Source organism: Methylobacterium sp. Leaf99, assembly GCF_001422375.1.
Classification (GTDB): domain Bacteria; phylum Pseudomonadota; class Alphaproteobacteria; order Rhizobiales; family Beijerinckiaceae; genus Methylobacterium.
Genome location: NZ_LMMU01000012.1, coordinates 57,733 through 75,317 on the forward strand (window position 1 = coordinate 57,733; position 17,585 = coordinate 75,317).

A 17,585-nucleotide genomic window follows, 5' to 3' on the forward strand; every position below is an offset into this window, starting at 1 on the left:
CACTTCGTCACGAACCGGGCGTCCGGGTGTCAAACAGGGTCGCTATCTCAGGTGTCGAGGCGGCCGCAGCGGCCGCCGAGCCCTGGAGACCATCATCATGAAGCGTACCGTCGCCGCCCTTCTCGCCGCTGGCCTGCTGGCGAGCCTCTGGGCTCCCGCCCTCGCCGCCGAGGACGGGCATGGGAACGCGAACAATCCCGAGCGCTCCGTCCCGAACACCGGCGGCGTCGCGGGTGGCCCGGCCCATCGCGACGACCCGCGCAAGAGCGAGGCCCGCGAGGTCGGCAAGGACGGCAAGCCGATCCATTCCGACAAGGATGGGCATGCCCACGGTCACTCCCACGACAAGAAGTGAGCGGACGTCGCCGACCTCGGGCGGCCGGGAGGATGCACCGATGCGTATGCTTCCCCTCCTGGTCGCCTTCGCCTTCCTTGCCGTCGGCATCGGCTACGCCCTGGCGGGGGGATGACCTGTCCGCTCCCGCCCGACACCTTCATGGGACCGTCGTGCCCCCCTCGGTCCCGTGAACCGCCCGCCTCGGCCCCGTGCCGGGGCGGGCACCCCGCGATCCCCCCGGGCTTACACGGTCGATGCGGGCCGGCTGCACGGTCATGCCGCGTTCCGCATGCCGGGGCGCCATCGAGGATCATCGCCCAAGCAAGCATCGCGGACGATCCGGCGACGCACGAATGCCCATTGCCGAATATTCCCGGGTTCCACCGGGAATATTCGGATCGGTTTCCCCTATCGGTACGTTCCTGCGTCGTAATCGATAGAGGGGACCTCAACATGAAGACCAAGTTCGCAGCCATCGCCGCCATCGTCTCCCTGGCCCTTTCGCCGGTCGCGGCCCTGGCCCAGCATATCGACGTCGGCCCGGGCGGCGTGGGCGTCCACGGCGACAGCCACGGCGAGCGCCATGGCGAGGGTCACCGGGATCGCCACGACGACCACCATGAGGTCGTTCGCGAGCATCACCACCATGACGACCACCATGACGATCATCATGGCGGCGAGCGTCGCACGACGATCATCGAACGTAACTGAGCCCTTGCGGTCCGGGACCTTGTGAACCGCTATCACGGGGTCCCGGATCTCCATCCGCATTTCGATGAACGGGGGTTTCAGGGTCCGTTCAACTCAAGGGGCCCATCCTGTCGCCATACCCCCTTGAGGAACGAGCCATGCGAGTTCGCATTCCGGCCCTGGTCGCCGTCAGCCTGATCCTGGCGCCGGCCGCCGCGTCCGCCCAATACTACGGCGGCGACTTCGACCGGCGCGGCGACGTCCACGTCGACCGGTACCACCATGGCGACCACGACGACGTCGTCATCCACCGTCCGCATCGGGATTACGGCGACCGGGCGTTTTACGGGGAACGTCGGTTCTACGGCGAGCGCAGGCACCACCATCACCATCACGACGATGACTAGGCTCGGCCCTCGTCTTCGGCCATCCGGCATGTACGGGCGGCCCTGAATCGTTCATAAGGCGACCATGACAAAGGGACCCCGGATCAGGGCCTGCGAGACAATGCGCGGCTGGTGGGCGACCACCGTCCGCGTGCTCTCGCTCGTCCTTGTCCTGGCGCTCGTCGTCCCCGGCGCGATCCACTCCGCCGAGGCCCATCGTCCGGCCGGTCACGAACTGTCCGTGTCCGCGCCGACGCAGGCGGCCGGCGCCGATCACGCCGATGCCTGCCCGGCCTGCCATGCCAATTGCGGGTGCCACCAGGCCCTGAACGTGGACGGGACGCCCGCCTTGCCATCCCGCGGGACAGCGCGCGCCTCCTACGCGACCGAGATTACCCCCGTCGGTTCGGTTTCGCCCGACCGCCTTCCCAGGCCGCCTCGCGCCTGAGGCGACGTCGCCACGTCCGTGGCGCGTCCCGGTCGGCCCCTCACGGGTCGCGGCCGCCTCGTCATCGCGAAATACCCAGTACGGGACCGTCCCCTGCCGCATGAGCGGAGGTGCGACGTCCCTGGCGGACCCGGCCCATTCCCATGCGTGCATTCCTCTCCGTGGCCTTCCTGGCCATCGGCATCGCCATCGGCGGTGCCTTCCCCCGCGTGTCCGAGGTCGTGCAAGGCGCGCTCGCCGCCGCCGGCCTCACGAACGCCCGGGCGGCGCCACCGACCAACGCCGCCATGACCAAGCCGGCGACACCCGCAGCCGACGATGGCCACGGTCATGGCGAGCATGGCCACGAGCATGCCGAAGGCGAGCCCAAGCCTGCCGGGGAGCACAAGCATTCGGATGGCGAGGCCAAGCCGGAGGCCGGAGGCCACAAACACGCCGAGGGCGAGGCGCACGGCCACGACGAGGAGGGCGAGGGCAAGATCAAGATGACGGCCGAGCAGGCCGCCGAGCAGGACATCAAGCTGGCGACGGTCGAGGGCGGCATCCTCTCGCGCCACCTGCTGGTGCCGGGCACCATCACCCAGGACGCCGACCGGATCGCCCGGGTGCCCGTGCGGGTGATCGGCACCGTGTCCGAAATGCGCAAACGCCTCGGCGAGGCGGTGGCCAAGGGCGAGGTCGTCGCCGTCCTCGACAGCCGCGAGGTCGCCGAGGCGAAGAGCGACTTCCTCACCGCGACGGTGAAGGCGGACCTGGAGAAGACGAACTTCGACCGCCAGCAGGCCCTCTGGGACAAGCGTATCTCGGCCGAGTCGGCATTCCTGAACGCCAAGGCCGCCTACTCGGAGGCGACCCTGCGCGTCGACCTCGCCCGGCAGAAGCTGTCGGCCCTGGGGCTGAACGCGGCCGAGGTCGCCACCTCCGCCAAGAAGGACGAGACCACCCCGAACCTGTCGAGCCTGCGCCGCTACGAACTGCGGTCGCCGCTGGCCGGTCGGGTGGTCGAGCGCAAGGTCGACGTCGGCACCGCCGTCGGCAAGGAAGGCGATCCGGCCGACGTCTACACCGTCGCCGACCTGTCCTCGGTGTGGATCGAGCTTTCCGTCCCGACCACCGAGCTGTCGAAGGTCCGCGAGGGCGCCAAGGTGACCATCGTCGGCGGCGACGACGCCTCCCGCGCCGAGGGCAAGGTCGTGTTCGTCAGCCCGATCCTCAACCCGGAGACCCGCTCGGCCCGGGTCATCGTCTCCCTGCCGAACAAGGACATGGCCTGGCGGCCCGGCACCTTCGTGACCACCGAGGTCGAGATCGCCCAGGACAAGGTCGGGGTCCGGTTGCCGAAGTCCGCGATCCAGACCATCGGCGGAGAGAAGGTGGCTTTCGTACGCACCCAGGAGGGCTTCGAGCGCCGGGACGTGACCATCGGCAAGGCCGACGACGACGCCTTCGAGATCCTGTCCGGCCTCAAGCCCGGGGACGAGGTCGCGGTGGCCAACTCCTTCGTCCTGAAGGCCGAGCTCGGCAAGGCCGAAGCCGACCACGCGCACTGAGGGCGGCCATCATGATCTCCAAGATCCTCGACTTCTCCGTCCACCAGCGCTGGCTCGTGGTGCTCCTGTCGCTGCTCGCGGCGGGCTTCGGCGTGTTCTCGCTGACCAAGCTCCCCATCGACGCGGTGCCGGACATCACCAACAACCAGGTGCAGATCAACACCACGGCGCCGTCGCTCTCCCCGGTCGATATCGAGAAGCAGGTCACCTACCCGGTCGAGACCGCGCTCGCCGGGATCAAGGGCCTGGAATACACGCGCTCGCTCTCGCGTAACGGCTTCTCCCAGGTCACGGCGGTCTTTTCCGAAAAGTTGGACATCTATTTTGCCCGCCAGCAGGTTGCCGAGCGCATCGGCGAGGCGAAGTCGACCCTGCCGCCGGGGGCCGAGCCGCACATGGGCCCGATCTCGACGGGCCTGGGCGAGATCTACATGTGGTCGATCCACTACGCCCAACCGAAGGATCGCAAGGTCTCCCCGGACGGCAAGGCCGGATGGCAATCGGACGGGAGCTACCTGACTCCCGAGGGCCAGCGGCTCACGACCGAGCTCGAACGCACCGCCTACCTGCGCACGGTCCAGGATTGGATCATCCGACCCCAGGTGAAGACCGTGCCGGGGGTCGCCGGCGTCGACAGCATCGGCGGCTTTGACAAGCAGTACCACGTCCAGCCGGACCCGATGAAGCTCACCGCCCTCGACCTGTCCTTCGCCGACATCGGACGGGCGCTGGAGGCCAACAACGCCAACCAGGGCGCCCGCTACCTGGAGGACAACGGCGAGGGCTACGTCGTCCGTGCCGCCGGCCGCCTGGAGACCATGGAGGACATCGGCAACGTCGTCGTCACCACGCGTGGCGGCGTGCCGGTCCGCATCTCCGACATTTCCGAGGTGCGGATCGGGCGCGACCTGCGCACCGGGTCGGGCAGCGAGGACGGGCGCGAGGTCGTCATCGGCACCGCCCTGATGCTGATCGGCGAGAACAGCCGCACGGTGGCGGCCACAGTCGACAACAAGATGACCGAGATCCGCCGCTCGCTACCCCCGGGCGTCGAGGTGCAGACCGTCCTCAACCGCACGGTGCTGGTCGAGGCCACCATCAGGACCGTGGCCAAGAACCTGGCCGAGGGCGCCGCCCTCGTCATCGTCATCCTGTTCCTGCTGCTCGGCAACATCCGGGCGGCCATCGTCACCGCGCTCGTCATCCCGGTGGCGATGCTGATGACCATGACCGGCATGGTCCAGGGCCGCATCAGCGCGAACCTGATGAGCCTCGGCGCCCTCGACTTCGGCCTCATCGTCGACGGCGCGGTCATCATCACCGAGAACGCCCTGCGCCATCTCGCCGAGCGCCAGACCGAGCTCGGGCGCAAGCTCGACCTGGAGGAGCGCCTGGTCACCGTGCGCGCCTCGGCCGAGGAGATGATCAAGCCGTCCCTCTACGGGCAGGCCATCATCATCCTCGTCTACGTGCCGCTCCTCACCTTCACCGGGGTCGAGGGCAAGATGTTCGAGCCGATGGCGCTCACCGTCATTATCGCGCTGGTCTCGGCCTTCGTGCTGTCGCTGACCTTCGTGCCCGCGATGATCGCCATCGTCATCACCGGCAAGGTCACGGAGAAGGACAACGTCCTCATCCGCGGGATCAAGGCCGCCTACCGCCCGGTCCTCGGCGCGGCGCTCAGGATTCCGATGACCTTCGTCGCGGTCGCCCTGGTGCTGCTCGTCGGGGCCGGGTTCCTGTTCACCAAGCTCGGTCAGGAGTTCATCCCCCAACTCGACGAGAAGAGCATCGCGCTCAACGCGCAGCGCATCCCGTCGACCTCCCTGACCCAGTCGCAGGCGATGCAGCTGAAGGTCGAGCAGGCGATCAGCCGCTTCCCCCAGGTCGCCTACGTCTTCTCGAAGACCGGCACCGCGGAGGTCGCTTCCGACCCGATGCCGCCGAGCTCGTCCGACACCTTCGTCATCCTGAAGCCGCAGGAGGAGTGGCCCGACCCGAGCCTTTCCAAGGCAGACCTTCAGGAGGAGATCGAGAAGGCGGTCGGGGCACTCGCCGGCAACGTCTACGAGTTCTCGCAGCCGATCCAGCTTCGCTTCAACGAGCTCCTGGCCGGCACCCGCGGCGACCTCGCCGTGAAGGTGTTCGGCGAGGAGTTCGAACCGATGCTCAAGGCGGCCAACCAGGTCGCCACGATCCTGCGCGGGACCGAGGGGGCCGACGACGTCAAGGTCGAGCAGACGGCGGGCCTGCCTTTCCTGGAGATCAAGATCAACAAGACGGAGGCGGCGCGCCTCGGCCTGAGCACCTCCGCGATCCAGGACGTCATCGGCGCGGCCATCGGCGGCCGGGAGGCCGGCATGGTGTTCGAGGGCGATCGCCGCTTCCCCATCGTCGTGCGCCTGAACGACAAGGTCCGCGAGGACCGCGAGGCCCTGGAGAACATCCCCGTGCCGCTGCCCCCTGGCGTCAACGGGCGGGCGTCGTCGGTACTCCTGAAGCAGGTCGCAAGCTTCTCGGTCACCGAGGGCCCGAACCAGATCTCGCGCGAGAACGGCCGCCGTCGGGTCGTGGTGACCGCCAACGTGCGCGGCCGCGACATCGGCTCGCTCGTGGCCGAGGCCCAGGCCAAGGTCGCGTCCGGGGTGCAGCTTCCGGCCGGGTACTACGTGACCTGGGGCGGGCAGTTCGAGAACCTGGCCTCGGCCCGGCAGCGCCTGATGGTCGTCGTCCCGGTGTGCTTCTTCCTGATCTTCCTGCTGCTGTTCTCAGCCCTGAACTCGGCCAAGGACGCGTTGCTGGTGTTCAGCGCGGTTCCTCTGGCCCTGACCGGCGGCATCGCCGCCCTGTGGCTGCGGGGGATGCCGTTCTCGGTGCCCGCGGCGGTCGGGTTCATCGCCCTGTCCGGGGTGGCGGTGCTCAACGGCCTGGTGATGCTGACCTACATCAAGCAGCTGATCGCCGAAGGGAAACCCCGCCGCGAGGCCATCCTCGAAGGGGCGATGACCCGGCTCCGGCCGGTGGCGATGACCGCGCTCGTGGCGTCGCTCGGCTTCGTGCCGATGGCGCTGGCCACCGAGACCGGGGCCGAGATCCAACGGCCCCTGGCAACCGTGGTGATCGGCGGCCTCATCTCGGCAACCCTGCTGACGCTGGTCATCCTGCCGGCGCTCTACGCCCGCTTCGCCGGGGACGTCCTCCCTGCGAAATCCGCCAAGTCGGACGCAACCGGTCACGCGGTCGCGGTTCCCGCCGAATGAGCCCCCTCGCATCTTCCGGAGACGTGACATGAACGTCGCCACCCTCGTCCTGGCCTCCGCCATCTCCCTCGTCGGAACTCCCGACGCGGCTCGTAGCGGATGCATGGTGCACGACCACCAACCTCTCCAGGTCAGGCGCATGCCGATCACGCCGGCGACCACGTCCAAGCCGCGTAATCCGCTGGAGGACGAAGCCGTCCACTGCGAGGAGGGACAGGGCGTTCCCTCGCCTCATGAAGGCCCGACCAGTCCGAAGGGTCGGCGTTGATGGGCGGGCAGGCGACATGAAGCGACGTCGCGTCCGTTCACCGCTTGCGATGGCGTTGCTGGCGTGGAGCGGAGCGGCCATGGCTGACCCATCCGTCGGAGAGGGGCCATTCGGATTGGCGTGGGGTCCTGTCGACCGGATCGACAAGCCCTCGATGGTCGACCGCGAGGCCAACCTGACCGGGCTGTACTACTTGCACGACCGACCCCTCGCCTCCGGTCCCGATACGGCCGAGGTGGTGCTGGTAATCTGCCGGAATGAGGGTCTCCAGCAGGTCGTCTGGGTCGGGCGACCGCTCGACGACGCGGCCCACGCCACCGCCCGCGACGCCGTCCGGCGCGAGGGGGTTCGCCGCTACGGCGAGCCGCGGCCGGGGCCCGTCACCGGGTCACTCGAATGGCCCTTGGGCCGAACTGTCCTGGCGACGCGCGCGATGCCGGACGGTACCCGGGAATTGGTGATGTCGGCCTCCGGCCCGGGCTATGCGGCCTGCTCGGAAAGCCACCGCGCCGCCACCGGCCATTCCGCCGACGCCCATGTGGCGGACCTGATCGGCGCAGGCGTCCAATGAGCATGCCGACGATGCAAGGGGAGGAACGGTCCACCGTTCATCGCCGTGTCCGTCGGAATCGGTTTCCGGTGCCGTGACGGGCAAGAAGCTTGGTCGCCGGATGGAGACCTGGGGAGGCGGAGGCGGACGACGGCGCAAGGTGAGGCCGCATATCCGCAAGGCCGCCGGACGTGCGTTCCTGATGGCCACGATCCTGATCGCCGGGGTCCTGGTGCTGTTCGGCTGGCTCGCCACGATGCGATGAAGGCCCCGGCAGACGTGCCCGGACGTTTGGAATATCCCCTCCAGGGGGACAGGATCGTCGGATGGAACACGCCTCGCATCCGGATATCGTCAAGCGCCTCAAGCGAGCCCACGGTCACCTCGCCGGCGTCATTTCCATGATCGAGGAGGGACGACCCTGCGTGGACCTCGCCCAGCAACTCCATGCGGTCGAGAGCGCGATCACCAACGCCAAGCGCATCCTGATCCAGGACCACATGGAGCACTGCCTCGGGCACGGGATGGAGAACGGCGCGAAGGGGGCGACCGAGGCATTGGCCGAGTTCAAGGCGCTGGCGAAGTACCTTTGAGGACCCGATGCTGAGCGTCCTCACCCATCGCACCTATCGCCATCTGTTCGCGGCCCAGGTCATCGCCCTGCTCGGCACGGGCCTGCTCACGGTCGCCCTCGGGCTACTGGCATTCCGGATCGCCGGTGACCGCGCCGGCATGGTGCTGGGCACGGCGCTGGCCATCAAGATGATCGCCTATGTCCTCGTCGCCCCGGTGGCCCAGGCTTTCACGAGCCGGTTGCCACGACGCGCCTTCCTGGCGGGCACGGACCTTGTCCGCGCCGCCATCGCCCTGACGCTGCCCTTCGTCGATCAGGTCTGGCAGGTCTACGCCCTGATCTTCGTCCTGCAATCGGCTTCGGCGGCGTTCACCCCGACCTTCCAGGCCACCATCCCGGACATCCTGCCGGACGAACGGAACTACACCCGGGCCCTCTCGCTCTCGCGCCTCGCCTACGACCTGGAGAACCTGCTCAGCCCGACCTTGGCGGCCCTTCTCCTGACCGTGGTGCCCTACAACGCGCTGTTCGGCGGCACGGTCGTCGGCTTCCTGTGCTCGGCGGCTCTGGTGGTGTCCGTGACCTTGCCGACCGCCACCCGGTCCGACCCGCATGGCGGCGTCTACGACCGGACGACGCGCGGCCTTCGGATCTACCTCGCGACGCCGCGCCTGCGCGGGTTGCTCGCCCTGAACCTTGCGGTCGCCGCGGCCGGCGCCATGGTCATCGTCAACACCGTGGTGATCGTGCAGGGCCTTCTAGGACGCCCCCAGACCGACGTGGCCCTCGCCCTCGGGCTGTTCGGGGGCGGCTCCATGATCGCCGCCCTGACGCTGCCCCGCCTCCTCGACCGGCTCTCCGACCGGGCCGTGATGATCCCGGCGGCAGCCCTGCTCGGCGCGGTTCTCCTGGGTGTCGCCGCCATGACCTGGGGTGGGACCATCGGCTGGCCGCTTTTCCTCGGGACCTGGTTGGTGCTCGGCGTCGCCTACTCCGCCGTGCAGACCCCCACCGGCAGACTCCTGCGCCGCTCGGCGACCCCGGAGAACCGGCCGGCCGTCTTCGCCGCCCAATTCGCCCTGTCCCATGCCGCGTGGTTGCTCACCTATCCGTTGGCCGGCTGGCTCGGCCCGTCCATGGGGATGCCCGCCACGCTGGCGATCCTCGGGGGCGTGACGCTTGTAGGCGTCGCCGCGGCTGCCCGACTATGGCCGGTGGACGATCCCGACGTGATCGAGCATGCCCACGCGGACCTCGACGTCCGGCACCCGCACCTGCATGGAGGCCACCATCACGCCCACGCCTTCGTCATCGACGACCTGCATCATCGTTGGCCGGTCAGGGCTGGGTGAAGGCCGTTCGGTGATATTGCCAGCTGAGTCGAAGGTCGGGCCGGCCAGCGCAGTGGAATTCGAATGTACCGTTAGGCACGCGAGCGGGAGGAGAACGTACCCCGCGGAACGGTCTTGGAAGCGGAGCCGTTCCCAAGGCTCGGGTGCCGTCGTTTTCGACGCATTGCCGACAACGACGTGAGGAAGCCCATGAGAAAGTCCCTTTTCGCCGCCGCCATCCTGGCAACCCTGGGTGCGGCTGCGGTCGCCCCCGCCTCGGCCGCCCCCGGCATGATCGGCGCCGTCGATGCCCCGACCGCCGTGACTGAGGTCCGGATGGACGGTATGCACGGTCATCGCGGCCATGGCATGCGCCATCACCATCATCGTGGGCACATGCTGCGGCACCATCATCACCACCGTGGCCACATGATGCGCCACGGGCATGGCCATCGCCACCATCGCATGTGATCTGCAGGGGCCCTTCGGGGCCCCTTATCGTATCCGACGACACCCGGGCTCAGGTGTCGCGACGTGATGGCGGGGACCTGACACAGGAGCCCTCGCAGTCCAAGCGCGGTCCGTACTTCCAAAACTCAACTTTTATCAGGCGAAGAGGGCGTAACAGGTTGACCAGCGTCATCCCGCTTTGCAGCGCTAGTGTTGAAAATCTGACGCTGTGTACCGCCACAAACGTCCGGGATGAAGGGGGAGCGGACCTTGGCTTTTCGCGCTGGAGCGGACGTGCCGTATCCGACCCAACTAGGTCATAGGAGCAATCTAACGGCGGCCTCGAAAGCAGACGTTGCAGTCGGACGCGCGCTGCGAACGCATGCTCTCGGATTCCCGCTTCCCGCGCTCGTGAGGCCGCCCGTTCAATCCACAGTCTGCATCTGGACGACGCCGCCGAGTTCACCGGGCTTGCCCGAGACCACCACGAGGTAGCGCCGGCTCGCGCCGGCATCCGTGCGGGTGATCTGGCGGATCGGGCCGATGGCGTTGACGATGGCCGCGCCGGCCGGGTTGGTCATGAAGGCGGCGAGCGGCTCCAGGCCGGCGGCCCCCTTCGGATCGGCGGCGAGCGCCAGGACGAACGGCGTCTTCGGCGCCAGTCCCGTGACCGCGGCCTGCAGGGTCTGCAGCACGCCCTGGTCGAACAGGGTCACCTGCGTCGCCGGCTTGCCATCGGTGCCTGCGAGCGTCAGCGCGCTGGTCTTGCCGGCTGCGCCCAGCGGCTGGAGGTTCTGCTTTCCGTCCCCCTCCGGCACGGCGTTCGGGACGTAGGCCACGCCCTGCGGCCCCTGGCCGATCGGAACCTCGGCGATCACGGTGTTCGATGCGGTGTCGATCACCGCCGCCTTGTCGGCGTTCTCTAGGCCGACATAGACGCGGCTGCCGTCGCCCGAGGGCCAGAGCCCGTGCGGCAGGGCGCCGGTCGGGATGGTGGCGACCTGGGTGAAGTCGTCGGTGCGGAACACCTTGACCTGGTTCAGGCCGCCGATCGTCACGTAGGCGAACTGGCCGGCCTTGGTCGAGACGATGTTGACGTGGTTGGTGATCGGCCCGGTCTCGATGGTCTTCAGCGGCGCGAAGGGCGGCGTCGCAGAGAACACCTGGGTCCGGCCGACATCCTTGAGGGTCAACCACACCTGCTTGCCGTCCGGTGTCGCGGCGATGTCGGGGCAGAACGGGCTCTCCTGCTTCACGCGCCCGACGATGGTGTGGGTCTTCGTGTCGATCACCACCGTCTCGGGGCTGAAGCTGGAGCAGACATAGCCGTAGGCGCCGTCCGGCGAGAAGATCGTCATGCCGGGCCCGTTCGGCACGGTGATCCGGCGCGTCTCCTTGGCGGTCGCGGCATCGAGTACGGCGATGTAGTCCTCGCCGCGCACGCTCACCCAGGCCTCCCGGCCGTCCGGCGTGAAGAAGGCCTCGTGCGGCGCGCGGCCGACATAGGCCGTGTGGCGGACCGTGTTGGTCGCCGTGTCGATGAAGCTCACGGAGTTCGAACCGATCGAGACCGCGAGCAGCGTCCTGTGGTCGGGCGAGAAGCCCATGCCGTGGACGAGGAGCTGGCCGCGATAGAGCGGGCTCAGGTTCATCGGCGTCGGGTCGCCGAGCCGGATCACGCCGAGCAGGACGTTGGCGGCGGGATCGACCACCGAGACCGTGTTGGAGAACTGGTCCGAGGTGTAGAACCGGTCCCTGCCGCTGACCGGCACGTCCGGTGCGGAGGCTGCGCCCGGGGCCTGCCCGGCGAGAGCCGAGCCGGAGAGCAGCGCGAGCGCGAGGAGGGTGAGGGCGGTCTTCATCGGCAGATCTCCGAAGGCATCTCGGCGGCAGGGGCCGTGCCATGGTGGTGAAGGTGGGCGGCTGCGGCGGACGAATCCGGCGCGGGAGGGAGATCGGCGAGCGCCCGGCGCATCACCGCGATCTCCTGGCCCTGTTCGACGATGATCCCCTGCGCGAGGCGGCGCAGGACCGGATCCTTGCCGTAGAGCAGCTCCGCCTGGGCCATCGCGATCGCGCCCTCGTGGTGCGGGATCATCATCGCGGCGAAGTCGCGGTCCGGATCGCCCGAGGGCGGGACCATCATGTCGGCATGCATCCGCGTCATCGACTGCGCCATCACCGCGTCGAAGGACGCGGAGACGACGGCCGGCGGCTCGGCAGCGGCCAGCGTCGGGGGCATCATCATCCGGCCGCCGACGAGGCCGCCGGCCATCACGGCGGCCGTGAGCGCAAATCCCAATGCTCCGCGCATGAGCCGTCCTCCCTGTTCGTTGTCGAGGGGAGAGATGCCGGGGAAACGGTTTTATTCCCTGGCCGGGGACGAATTCGCGGCCCTGCCGATGTGATCGATCTTTTCCAAATGTCAGTGGAATAGACGCGCCCGTTCGGCATCTCTCCCAATGCGGTCATGGTCGACCGCCGGAGACCTCACTCATGCGCACCATGCTGATCCGCGCCGCCTTTGCGGCCTTCGCCTTCTCCGCCGTCGCCGCCCAGGCCGCTGCGCCTGCGATGACGGCCGAGACTGCCAAGGGGCCGGCGCTCGTCGATGCCAAGAGCATGACCCTCTACACCTTCGACAAGGACATGGGCGGCAAGTCGATGTGCAACGGCCCCTGCGCCGCCAACTGGCCCGCCCTGATGGCGGCGCCCGGCTCGGCTGCTAGTGGCGACTGGACGATGGTGACGCGGGACGACGGCACGATGCAGTGGGCCTATAAGGGCAAGCCGCTCTACACCTTCGCCAAGGATACGAAGCCCGGCGACATCACCGGCGACGGATTCCTCAACGGTGCATGGCACATCGCCAAGCCCTGATCGGTAAAGCCTCGTGGACGAGATCGCTGCCCTCATCGAACCGCAGATCCCAGCGTTGCGGCGCTACGCCGTCGCGCTGTTACGGGACCGCGAAGCGGCGGACGACCTCGTCCAGGACACTTTGGAGCGGGCGTTGTCCGGCTGGTCCGGACGCCGCCGCGACGGCGACCTGCGGGCCTGGCTGTTCACGATCGAGCGCAACCTGTTCCTCGGCACTGTTCGACGCCGGGGCCGGCGCGGCGTCGATCTCGGCGCGGAGGCTTTGGAGCAGGTGCCTGATCCGGGTGCCGACCCCGAGACCGCTATGGGAGCCCGTGACGTGCTCACCGGGCTCGATGCGCTGCCCGAGGAGCAGCGCTCGGTGCTGCTGCTCGTCGCGGTTGAGGATCTGTCTTATGCGGAAGCGGCCCAGGTGCTCGGAGTACCGCTCGGCACGGTGATGTCGCGGTTAAGCCGAGCCCGGGAGCGGATGCGAAGTTTTCTGGAAACCGGCCGAACCGGCTTGTTGAGGAGGGTAAAATGAGCGGGGATCCGCGCCCGGTCGGCGAGGACGACCTGCACGGCCTGATCGACGGTCGTCTGGAACCGGAGCGGCAGGCGCTGGTCGAGGCATGGCTCAGGGGAAATCCCGCGCGGGCGGCCGAGGTCTCGGCGGATCGCGCCTTGCGCGAGCGCTTGCGTGCCCGCCTCGCGCCGATCGCCGAGGAGGCGATCCCGGCGCGGCTCAGGGTCGCCAATATCCGCTCGCGACATCGCCCGATAACCGGGCGCTGGCTTCCGGTCGCGGCTGCGGCCGTGCTCTGCCTCGCGGTCGGCGGTGCCGCCGGCTGGTTCGGCCATGCCGTGCGGCAGGTACCCACGGTCACGCTCGCGCGAACCGAGCCGGCGACCGACGACGCAGTGGCGGCCTTCCGCACCTACGTGGTCGAGGCGGTGCATCCGGTGGAGGTGCGCGCCGACGAGAAGCCGCACCTCGTGACGTGGCTCTCGAAGCGCCTCGGCCGGGCGGTGACCACCCCCGACCTCACGGCCTACGGCTTCCGCCTGATGGGCGGCCGGCTGCTGCCGGCGGGTTCCGAATCCGCCGCGATGCTGATGTACGATGACGATCACGGCACCCGGCTGACGCTCTACAGCCGCGTGGGCGATGCGGATGGCCGCACGGTGTTCCGCTTCGCCCGCGAGGGCGATGTCGCTGCCTTCTCCTGGGTCGATGGCGGCATGTCCTACGTCGTGACGGGTCGCACCGACGAGGCGCGGCTGTTGACCGTCGCGCAGGCGGTTGACGCGCAGGTCCGTGGATTGCCGGTTCCGCCGCGGCAACCATGACCCTCGACCAACTCCGCATCTTCGTGGCCGTGGCGGAGCGGCAGCACGTGACCCGGGCTGCAGAGGCGCTGAACCTCGTCCAGTCGGCAGTCAGCACGGCGATCGCCAACATCGAGGGGCGGCACGCCACCAAGCTGTTTCACCGGGTCGGCCGCGGGATCGAGCTGACCGAGGCGGGACGCGTGTTCCTCGTCGAGGCCCGCGCCGTACTCGCCCGGGCCGAGGCCGCCGAACTGGTGCTCGCCGACCTCAGTGGCATGCGACGCGGGACGCTGGCCCTCTATGCCAGCCAGACCATCGCCAGCGACTGGCTGCCGCGCCACCTCGTCGCCTTCCGCCGGGCCTACCCTGAGATCGCCATCCGGTTGGCGGTGGGCAACACCACCGACGCCGCCGACGCGGTGCGCGCGGGGCAGGCCGAACTCGGCTTTGTCGAGGGGGCGCTGGACGACCCGACGCTCGCGAGCACGACCATCGCGCAGGACCAACTGGTCCTCGTGGTCGCCCCTGGCCATGCCTTCGCCGAGGCGACCCACCTCGAACCCGAAAACCTCGCCGGGGTCGATTGGGTGCTGCGCGAGGCGGGATCGGGAACCCGCTCGGCCTTCGAGGCGGCCCTGGGTGCGGCCGGCCTCGCAGCCGCCCAGCTTCGGGTCACGCTCGAACTGCCCTCTAACGAGGCGGTCCGCGCCGCCGTCGAGGCCGGGGGCGGGGCCGCCGTCCTGTCCGAGACCGTGGTCGCCGCCGCGCTTCGGGCCGGGACCCTGGTCCGGGCGGCGTTCGACTTACCGAGCCGGCCGTTCCGGGTGCTGCGCCACAAGGAGCGCTACCGCAGCCGGGCCGCCGACGCGCTTCTCGACCTGATCGCGACAGCGAATGCCGGATGAGCGAGCTCGCGAAACCCGTGCCCCCCGACGATCCCCGGGTGAGACTCGCCGAGGATCGGACGGTTCTAGCGGCCGAACGCACCTTCGTGGCGTGGCTTCGCACCGGGCTCGCGTTCCTAGGCGTCGGCCTCGCCGCGCAGCGCTTCCTGCGGGAGGTGCTCGCGGTCTGGCCGCTGAAGGTATTGTCGCTGACGCTGATCGGCTGCGCGCTCGCCTCATTCGCCGGCGCCGTGTGGCGGGACCGGGCGATCCGGGCACGGCTCGCCCATTCCGAGATCCCGATGATGCCGCGCCTCCTCACCGTCGGGATTGCGGCCCTGCTCATCGCGATCTCCGGCCTCGCGGCCACCGCCCTGCTCTGGGCGTGAGGGTCAGGCCACCGTCACTCGCACCCGGTGCCAGGCGGCGCTGAGGTAACCCTTGTAGTTCCAGGTGTCGTCGGGGGCGGCCGGCTGGGTCTGGCCGGCGGAATCCCAGGCCCGCACCGCGAGCTCGTGCTCGCCCGCGGTCAGTTCGCGCTCGATCTCCCAGAACGTCCAGGCGTAGGGCGCGTCGGCATCGCGCTCGATCCGGGCTTGCGCCCAGCTGCGGCCGCCATCCGTCGAGACGTCGACGCGGGCGACCGCGCGGTCGCTGGCGATGGCGTAGCCGCGGATCGCGTGCCGGCCGGCCTTCAACGCAGCGCCGCGGGCGGGCTCGCAGATCGCGCTGTTCAACGGCATCGCCTCGATGGTGATGCCGTGGGCCGGGTCGGCGGTCTCGGCCGTCACGTCGGGCGGAAACAGCTTGTAGTCGTCGGCCTGCATCGGGTTGTCGGAGGGCCGGTCCTGCACCGTGATCCGGGCGAGCCATTTCGGGCTGCGGATGCCGGCAAAGCCCGGCACCACCACGCGTAACGGATGGCCGTGCTCGGGGGCGAGAGGCTCGCCGTTCATCGCGAAGGCAAGCAGCGTCTCGGGCGCCAGCGCCTTGGCGAGCGGGATCGAGGCGCCGAAGCGCGTGTCCGTGTCCGCGATCCGGTCGTGGCTCTCGAAGGCGACGTGGCGCTCATCATCCGCTTTGATGCCGGCCGCGCGCAGCACGTCGGCGAGCCGCACGCCGGTCCATTCCGCATTACCGATGGCGCCGGGCGCCCACGGGTCGCCGGAGACCGGGGCCACCGCCAGCATGTCGGCCCGGCGGTTGCCGGCGCATTGCATCACCGCCGTCACGGTGACGGGCGCGAAGCGTTCTTTGAGATCGGCGAGGGAGAGGTCGAGGGGCGTCGCGACCATCCCGTCGACGGTCAGGCGGTAGCCGTCGGCGTCGAGGTCCGGGATGTCGCCGTGGCTGCGGACGTAGAAGTCGGCTTGATCAGTCAGGAAGGCGGCCCGCAGGCGATCGAGCGGCGGCTCGGCGTTGTAGGGCGTCTTTCCGTGGACGATGAGGCGGTCCTTGCGCTGGAACAGGCCGAGCATGGGGTCTTTGTCCTGCGTTCGCGACGTGTCGAGATCGAGAACGCGCCGGGCGCCGAAAGGCACCCGGCGCGCGACGCTTCACGGCTTCATCGTCGAAACCACCGCGTTCTTCGCGCGGTCGACCACGGCCACGCTGAGGTCGCGGTTGAGGACGTACGCGTGGGCGTTGTCACTGGAGAATGCGATCGCCTGGCGCGGCTCGTTCAGCCCGGTCACCGTGGCGACGACCTTGAGCGTGTCGGTGTCGATCACCGAGAGCGAGTTGTCCTTGAGGTTGCCCGAATAGACGAAGCGCCCGTCCGGGGTCAGCGCGGCACCGTAGGGGTCCTTGCCCACCGCGACTTCTGACGTGACCTTGCGGGCGGCGACATCGACCACACTGACGGTGTTGCGGCCGCTGTTGGCGGCAAACAGCGTCTTGCCGTCCTTGGTGATCGAGATGGCGCGCAGCTTGTCGAACCCGGCGATCTCGCTGGTGATCTTGTTGGTGGCGGTGTCGACCAACGTGATCTTGTCGCCGAGGAAGTTCGTCACGAACACGGTCTTGCCGTCCGGCGACAGCTTCACGCCTTGGCGCGGCTGCGCAAAGCCGGGGATCACGGCGACTGCGAGCATGGTCTTGGTGTCGAACACGGTCAGCGTGCTCGCGGCCTCGTTGTTGACGTAGAGCTTTGTCCCGTCGGCCGAGAGCACCGTGCCGAACGCACCGGGGCCCGCGGCAAGAACGCCGGCTTCTTTGCCGGTGCCGGTCTCGTAGACCGTGATCCGGCCCGTGCCGCTGTCGGAGACGTAGAAGCGGGCGCCGTCCGGCGCGAACACGATGTTGCGCGGCGTGACGAAGCCGTCGAGGCGGCGGAGCACCGTGCCCTTGGCGACGTCGTAGACGATGACGGCGCTCTCCTCGCTGTTCGACACCGCGGCGACCGTGCCGGCGGCGTTCAGGGCGAGCGCGTTGTTCTTGATTGCGCCGTCGAAGCCGGCGGCGAATCCAGGTTGGTTCTGGGTGAGGAGCAAGGCAGCTCCGGCGAGGAGGGCGCGGAGGCTGGTACGGACGTGGGTCATGAAGCGTGTCTCTCGGGCATGCGCCCTCGTTCGACGGCCTGGGGCCGGCCGTGCGGGCGAGTTCGAAATCGGATTGCGTCGTGCGGGACCGGTCAGGCCGTGCATCGCCTTAGGGAGATGCCAGCG

Annotated in this window: 19 protein-coding genes; 15 read left to right on the plus strand and 4 right to left on the minus strand. The window is 69.0% G+C overall.

The features are described from left to right. Positions 1-97: 97 nt before the first annotated feature. The 10 genes from ASF28_RS20000 (at position 98) to ASF28_RS20045 (ending at position 9,865) form a co-directional block, all read left to right on the plus strand. A complete protein-coding gene (locus ASF28_RS20000) occupies positions 98-355 on the plus strand; it encodes a hypothetical protein (RefSeq protein WP_056096966.1) in 258 nt (85 codons plus the stop codon). 435 nt (positions 356-790) lie between these two features. Then, complete coding sequence (locus ASF28_RS22070) at positions 791-1,048, plus strand: hypothetical protein (protein ID WP_082476696.1); 258 nt, start codon at positions 791-793, stop codon at positions 1,046-1,048. 137 nt (positions 1,049-1,185) lie between these two features. Beyond that, complete coding sequence (locus ASF28_RS23075) at positions 1,186-1,434, plus strand: hypothetical protein (RefSeq protein WP_056096972.1); 249 nt, start codon at positions 1,186-1,188, stop codon at positions 1,432-1,434. 64 nt (positions 1,435-1,498) lie between these two features. After that, positions 1,499-1,861 carry a hypothetical protein gene (locus tag ASF28_RS20015; protein ID WP_238280003.1) on the plus strand — a complete coding sequence of 121 codons (363 nt, stop codon included), beginning with the start codon at positions 1,499-1,501 and terminating at the stop codon, positions 1,859-1,861. 143 nt (positions 1,862-2,004) lie between these two features. Further along, on the plus strand, positions 2,005-3,411 hold the full coding sequence (locus ASF28_RS20020) for an efflux RND transporter periplasmic adaptor subunit (protein WP_056096976.1): 1,407 nt from the start codon (positions 2,005-2,007) through the stop codon (positions 3,409-3,411). An 11-nt stretch (positions 3,412-3,422) separates the two neighbouring features. After that, positions 3,423-6,671, plus strand: coding sequence for an efflux RND transporter permease subunit (locus ASF28_RS20025; protein WP_056096979.1), 3,249 nt, complete (start codon positions 3,423-3,425; stop codon positions 6,669-6,671). Between the two features lie 347 nt (positions 6,672-7,018). Further along, the gene (locus tag ASF28_RS20030; RefSeq protein ID WP_238282120.1) at positions 7,019-7,510 is read left to right on the plus strand and encodes a threonyl-trna synthetase; all 492 of its coding nucleotides are present in this window, start codon (positions 7,019-7,021) and stop codon (positions 7,508-7,510) included. A 305-nt stretch (positions 7,511-7,815) separates the two neighbouring features. Next, the gene (locus ASF28_RS20035; protein ID WP_056096985.1) at positions 7,816-8,082 is read left to right on the plus strand and encodes a metal-sensing transcriptional repressor; all 267 of its coding nucleotides are present in this window, start codon (positions 7,816-7,818) and stop codon (positions 8,080-8,082) included. Positions 8,083-8,089: 7 nt separating this feature from the next. Continuing rightward, positions 8,090-9,415 (plus strand): MFS transporter, encoded by a 1,326-nt coding sequence (locus ASF28_RS20040; RefSeq protein ID WP_056096988.1) that lies wholly within the window; start codon positions 8,090-8,092, stop codon positions 9,413-9,415. Between the two features lie 189 nt (positions 9,416-9,604). Next, on the plus strand, positions 9,605-9,865 hold the full coding sequence (locus ASF28_RS20045) for a hypothetical protein (protein ID WP_056096991.1): 261 nt from the start codon (positions 9,605-9,607) through the stop codon (positions 9,863-9,865). Positions 9,866-10,269: 404 nt separating this feature from the next. On the opposite strand, the gene ASF28_RS20050 is transcribed toward ASF28_RS20045, so the two are convergent. Next, positions 10,270-11,706 carry a YncE family protein gene (locus ASF28_RS20050; protein WP_055958914.1) on the minus strand — a complete coding sequence of 479 codons (1,437 nt, stop codon included), beginning with the start codon at positions 11,704-11,706 and terminating at the stop codon, positions 10,270-10,272. Next, the gene (copM, locus tag ASF28_RS20055; protein WP_055958917.1) at positions 11,703-12,158 is read right to left on the minus strand and encodes a CopM family metallochaperone; all 456 of its coding nucleotides are present in this window, start codon (positions 12,156-12,158) and stop codon (positions 11,703-11,705) included. Before copM ends, ASF28_RS20050 begins: the two co-directional genes overlap by 4 nt. A gap of 182 nt (positions 12,159-12,340) precedes the next feature. Here copM and ASF28_RS20060 point away from each other — a divergent pair, with 182 nt between their 5' ends. From ASF28_RS20060 to ASF28_RS20080, 5 genes are read left to right on the plus strand one after another with little or no spacing between them, the layout of a single operon-like run. Further along, complete coding sequence (locus tag ASF28_RS20060; RefSeq protein ID WP_055958920.1) at positions 12,341-12,724, plus strand: COG4315 family predicted lipoprotein; 384 nt, start codon at positions 12,341-12,343, stop codon at positions 12,722-12,724. Between the two features lie 13 nt (positions 12,725-12,737). Beyond that, complete coding sequence (locus tag ASF28_RS20065) at positions 12,738-13,247, plus strand: RNA polymerase sigma factor (protein ID WP_055958922.1); 510 nt, start codon at positions 12,738-12,740, stop codon at positions 13,245-13,247. Then, positions 13,244-14,053, plus strand: coding sequence for an anti-sigma factor family protein (locus ASF28_RS20070; RefSeq protein WP_055958925.1), 810 nt, complete (start codon positions 13,244-13,246; stop codon positions 14,051-14,053). The genes ASF28_RS20065 and ASF28_RS20070 overlap by 4 nt, the downstream gene beginning before the upstream one ends. Beyond that, on the plus strand, positions 14,050-14,940 hold the full coding sequence (locus ASF28_RS20075; protein WP_055958927.1) for a LysR family transcriptional regulator: 891 nt from the start codon (positions 14,050-14,052) through the stop codon (positions 14,938-14,940). Before ASF28_RS20070 ends, ASF28_RS20075 begins: the two co-directional genes overlap by 4 nt. Beyond that, positions 14,937-15,308 (plus strand): YidH family protein, encoded by a 372-nt coding sequence (locus tag ASF28_RS20080; RefSeq protein ID WP_055958930.1) that lies wholly within the window; start codon positions 14,937-14,939, stop codon positions 15,306-15,308. The genes ASF28_RS20075 and ASF28_RS20080 overlap by 4 nt, the downstream gene beginning before the upstream one ends. Before the next feature lie 3 nt (positions 15,309-15,311). Here ASF28_RS20080 and ASF28_RS20085 read toward each other — a convergent pair whose 3' ends face one another. Both ASF28_RS20085 and ASF28_RS20090 read right to left on the minus strand, forming a co-directional pair. Beyond that, positions 15,312-16,397 (minus strand): molybdopterin-dependent oxidoreductase, encoded by a 1,086-nt coding sequence (locus tag ASF28_RS20085; RefSeq protein WP_056096995.1) that lies wholly within the window; start codon positions 16,395-16,397, stop codon positions 15,312-15,314. A 78-nt stretch (positions 16,398-16,475) separates the two neighbouring features. Continuing rightward, positions 16,476-17,564 carry a beta-propeller fold lactonase family protein gene (locus ASF28_RS20090; protein WP_243214752.1) on the minus strand — a complete coding sequence of 363 codons (1,089 nt, stop codon included), beginning with the start codon at positions 17,562-17,564 and terminating at the stop codon, positions 16,476-16,478. Between the last annotated feature and the right edge of the window lie 21 nt (positions 17,565-17,585).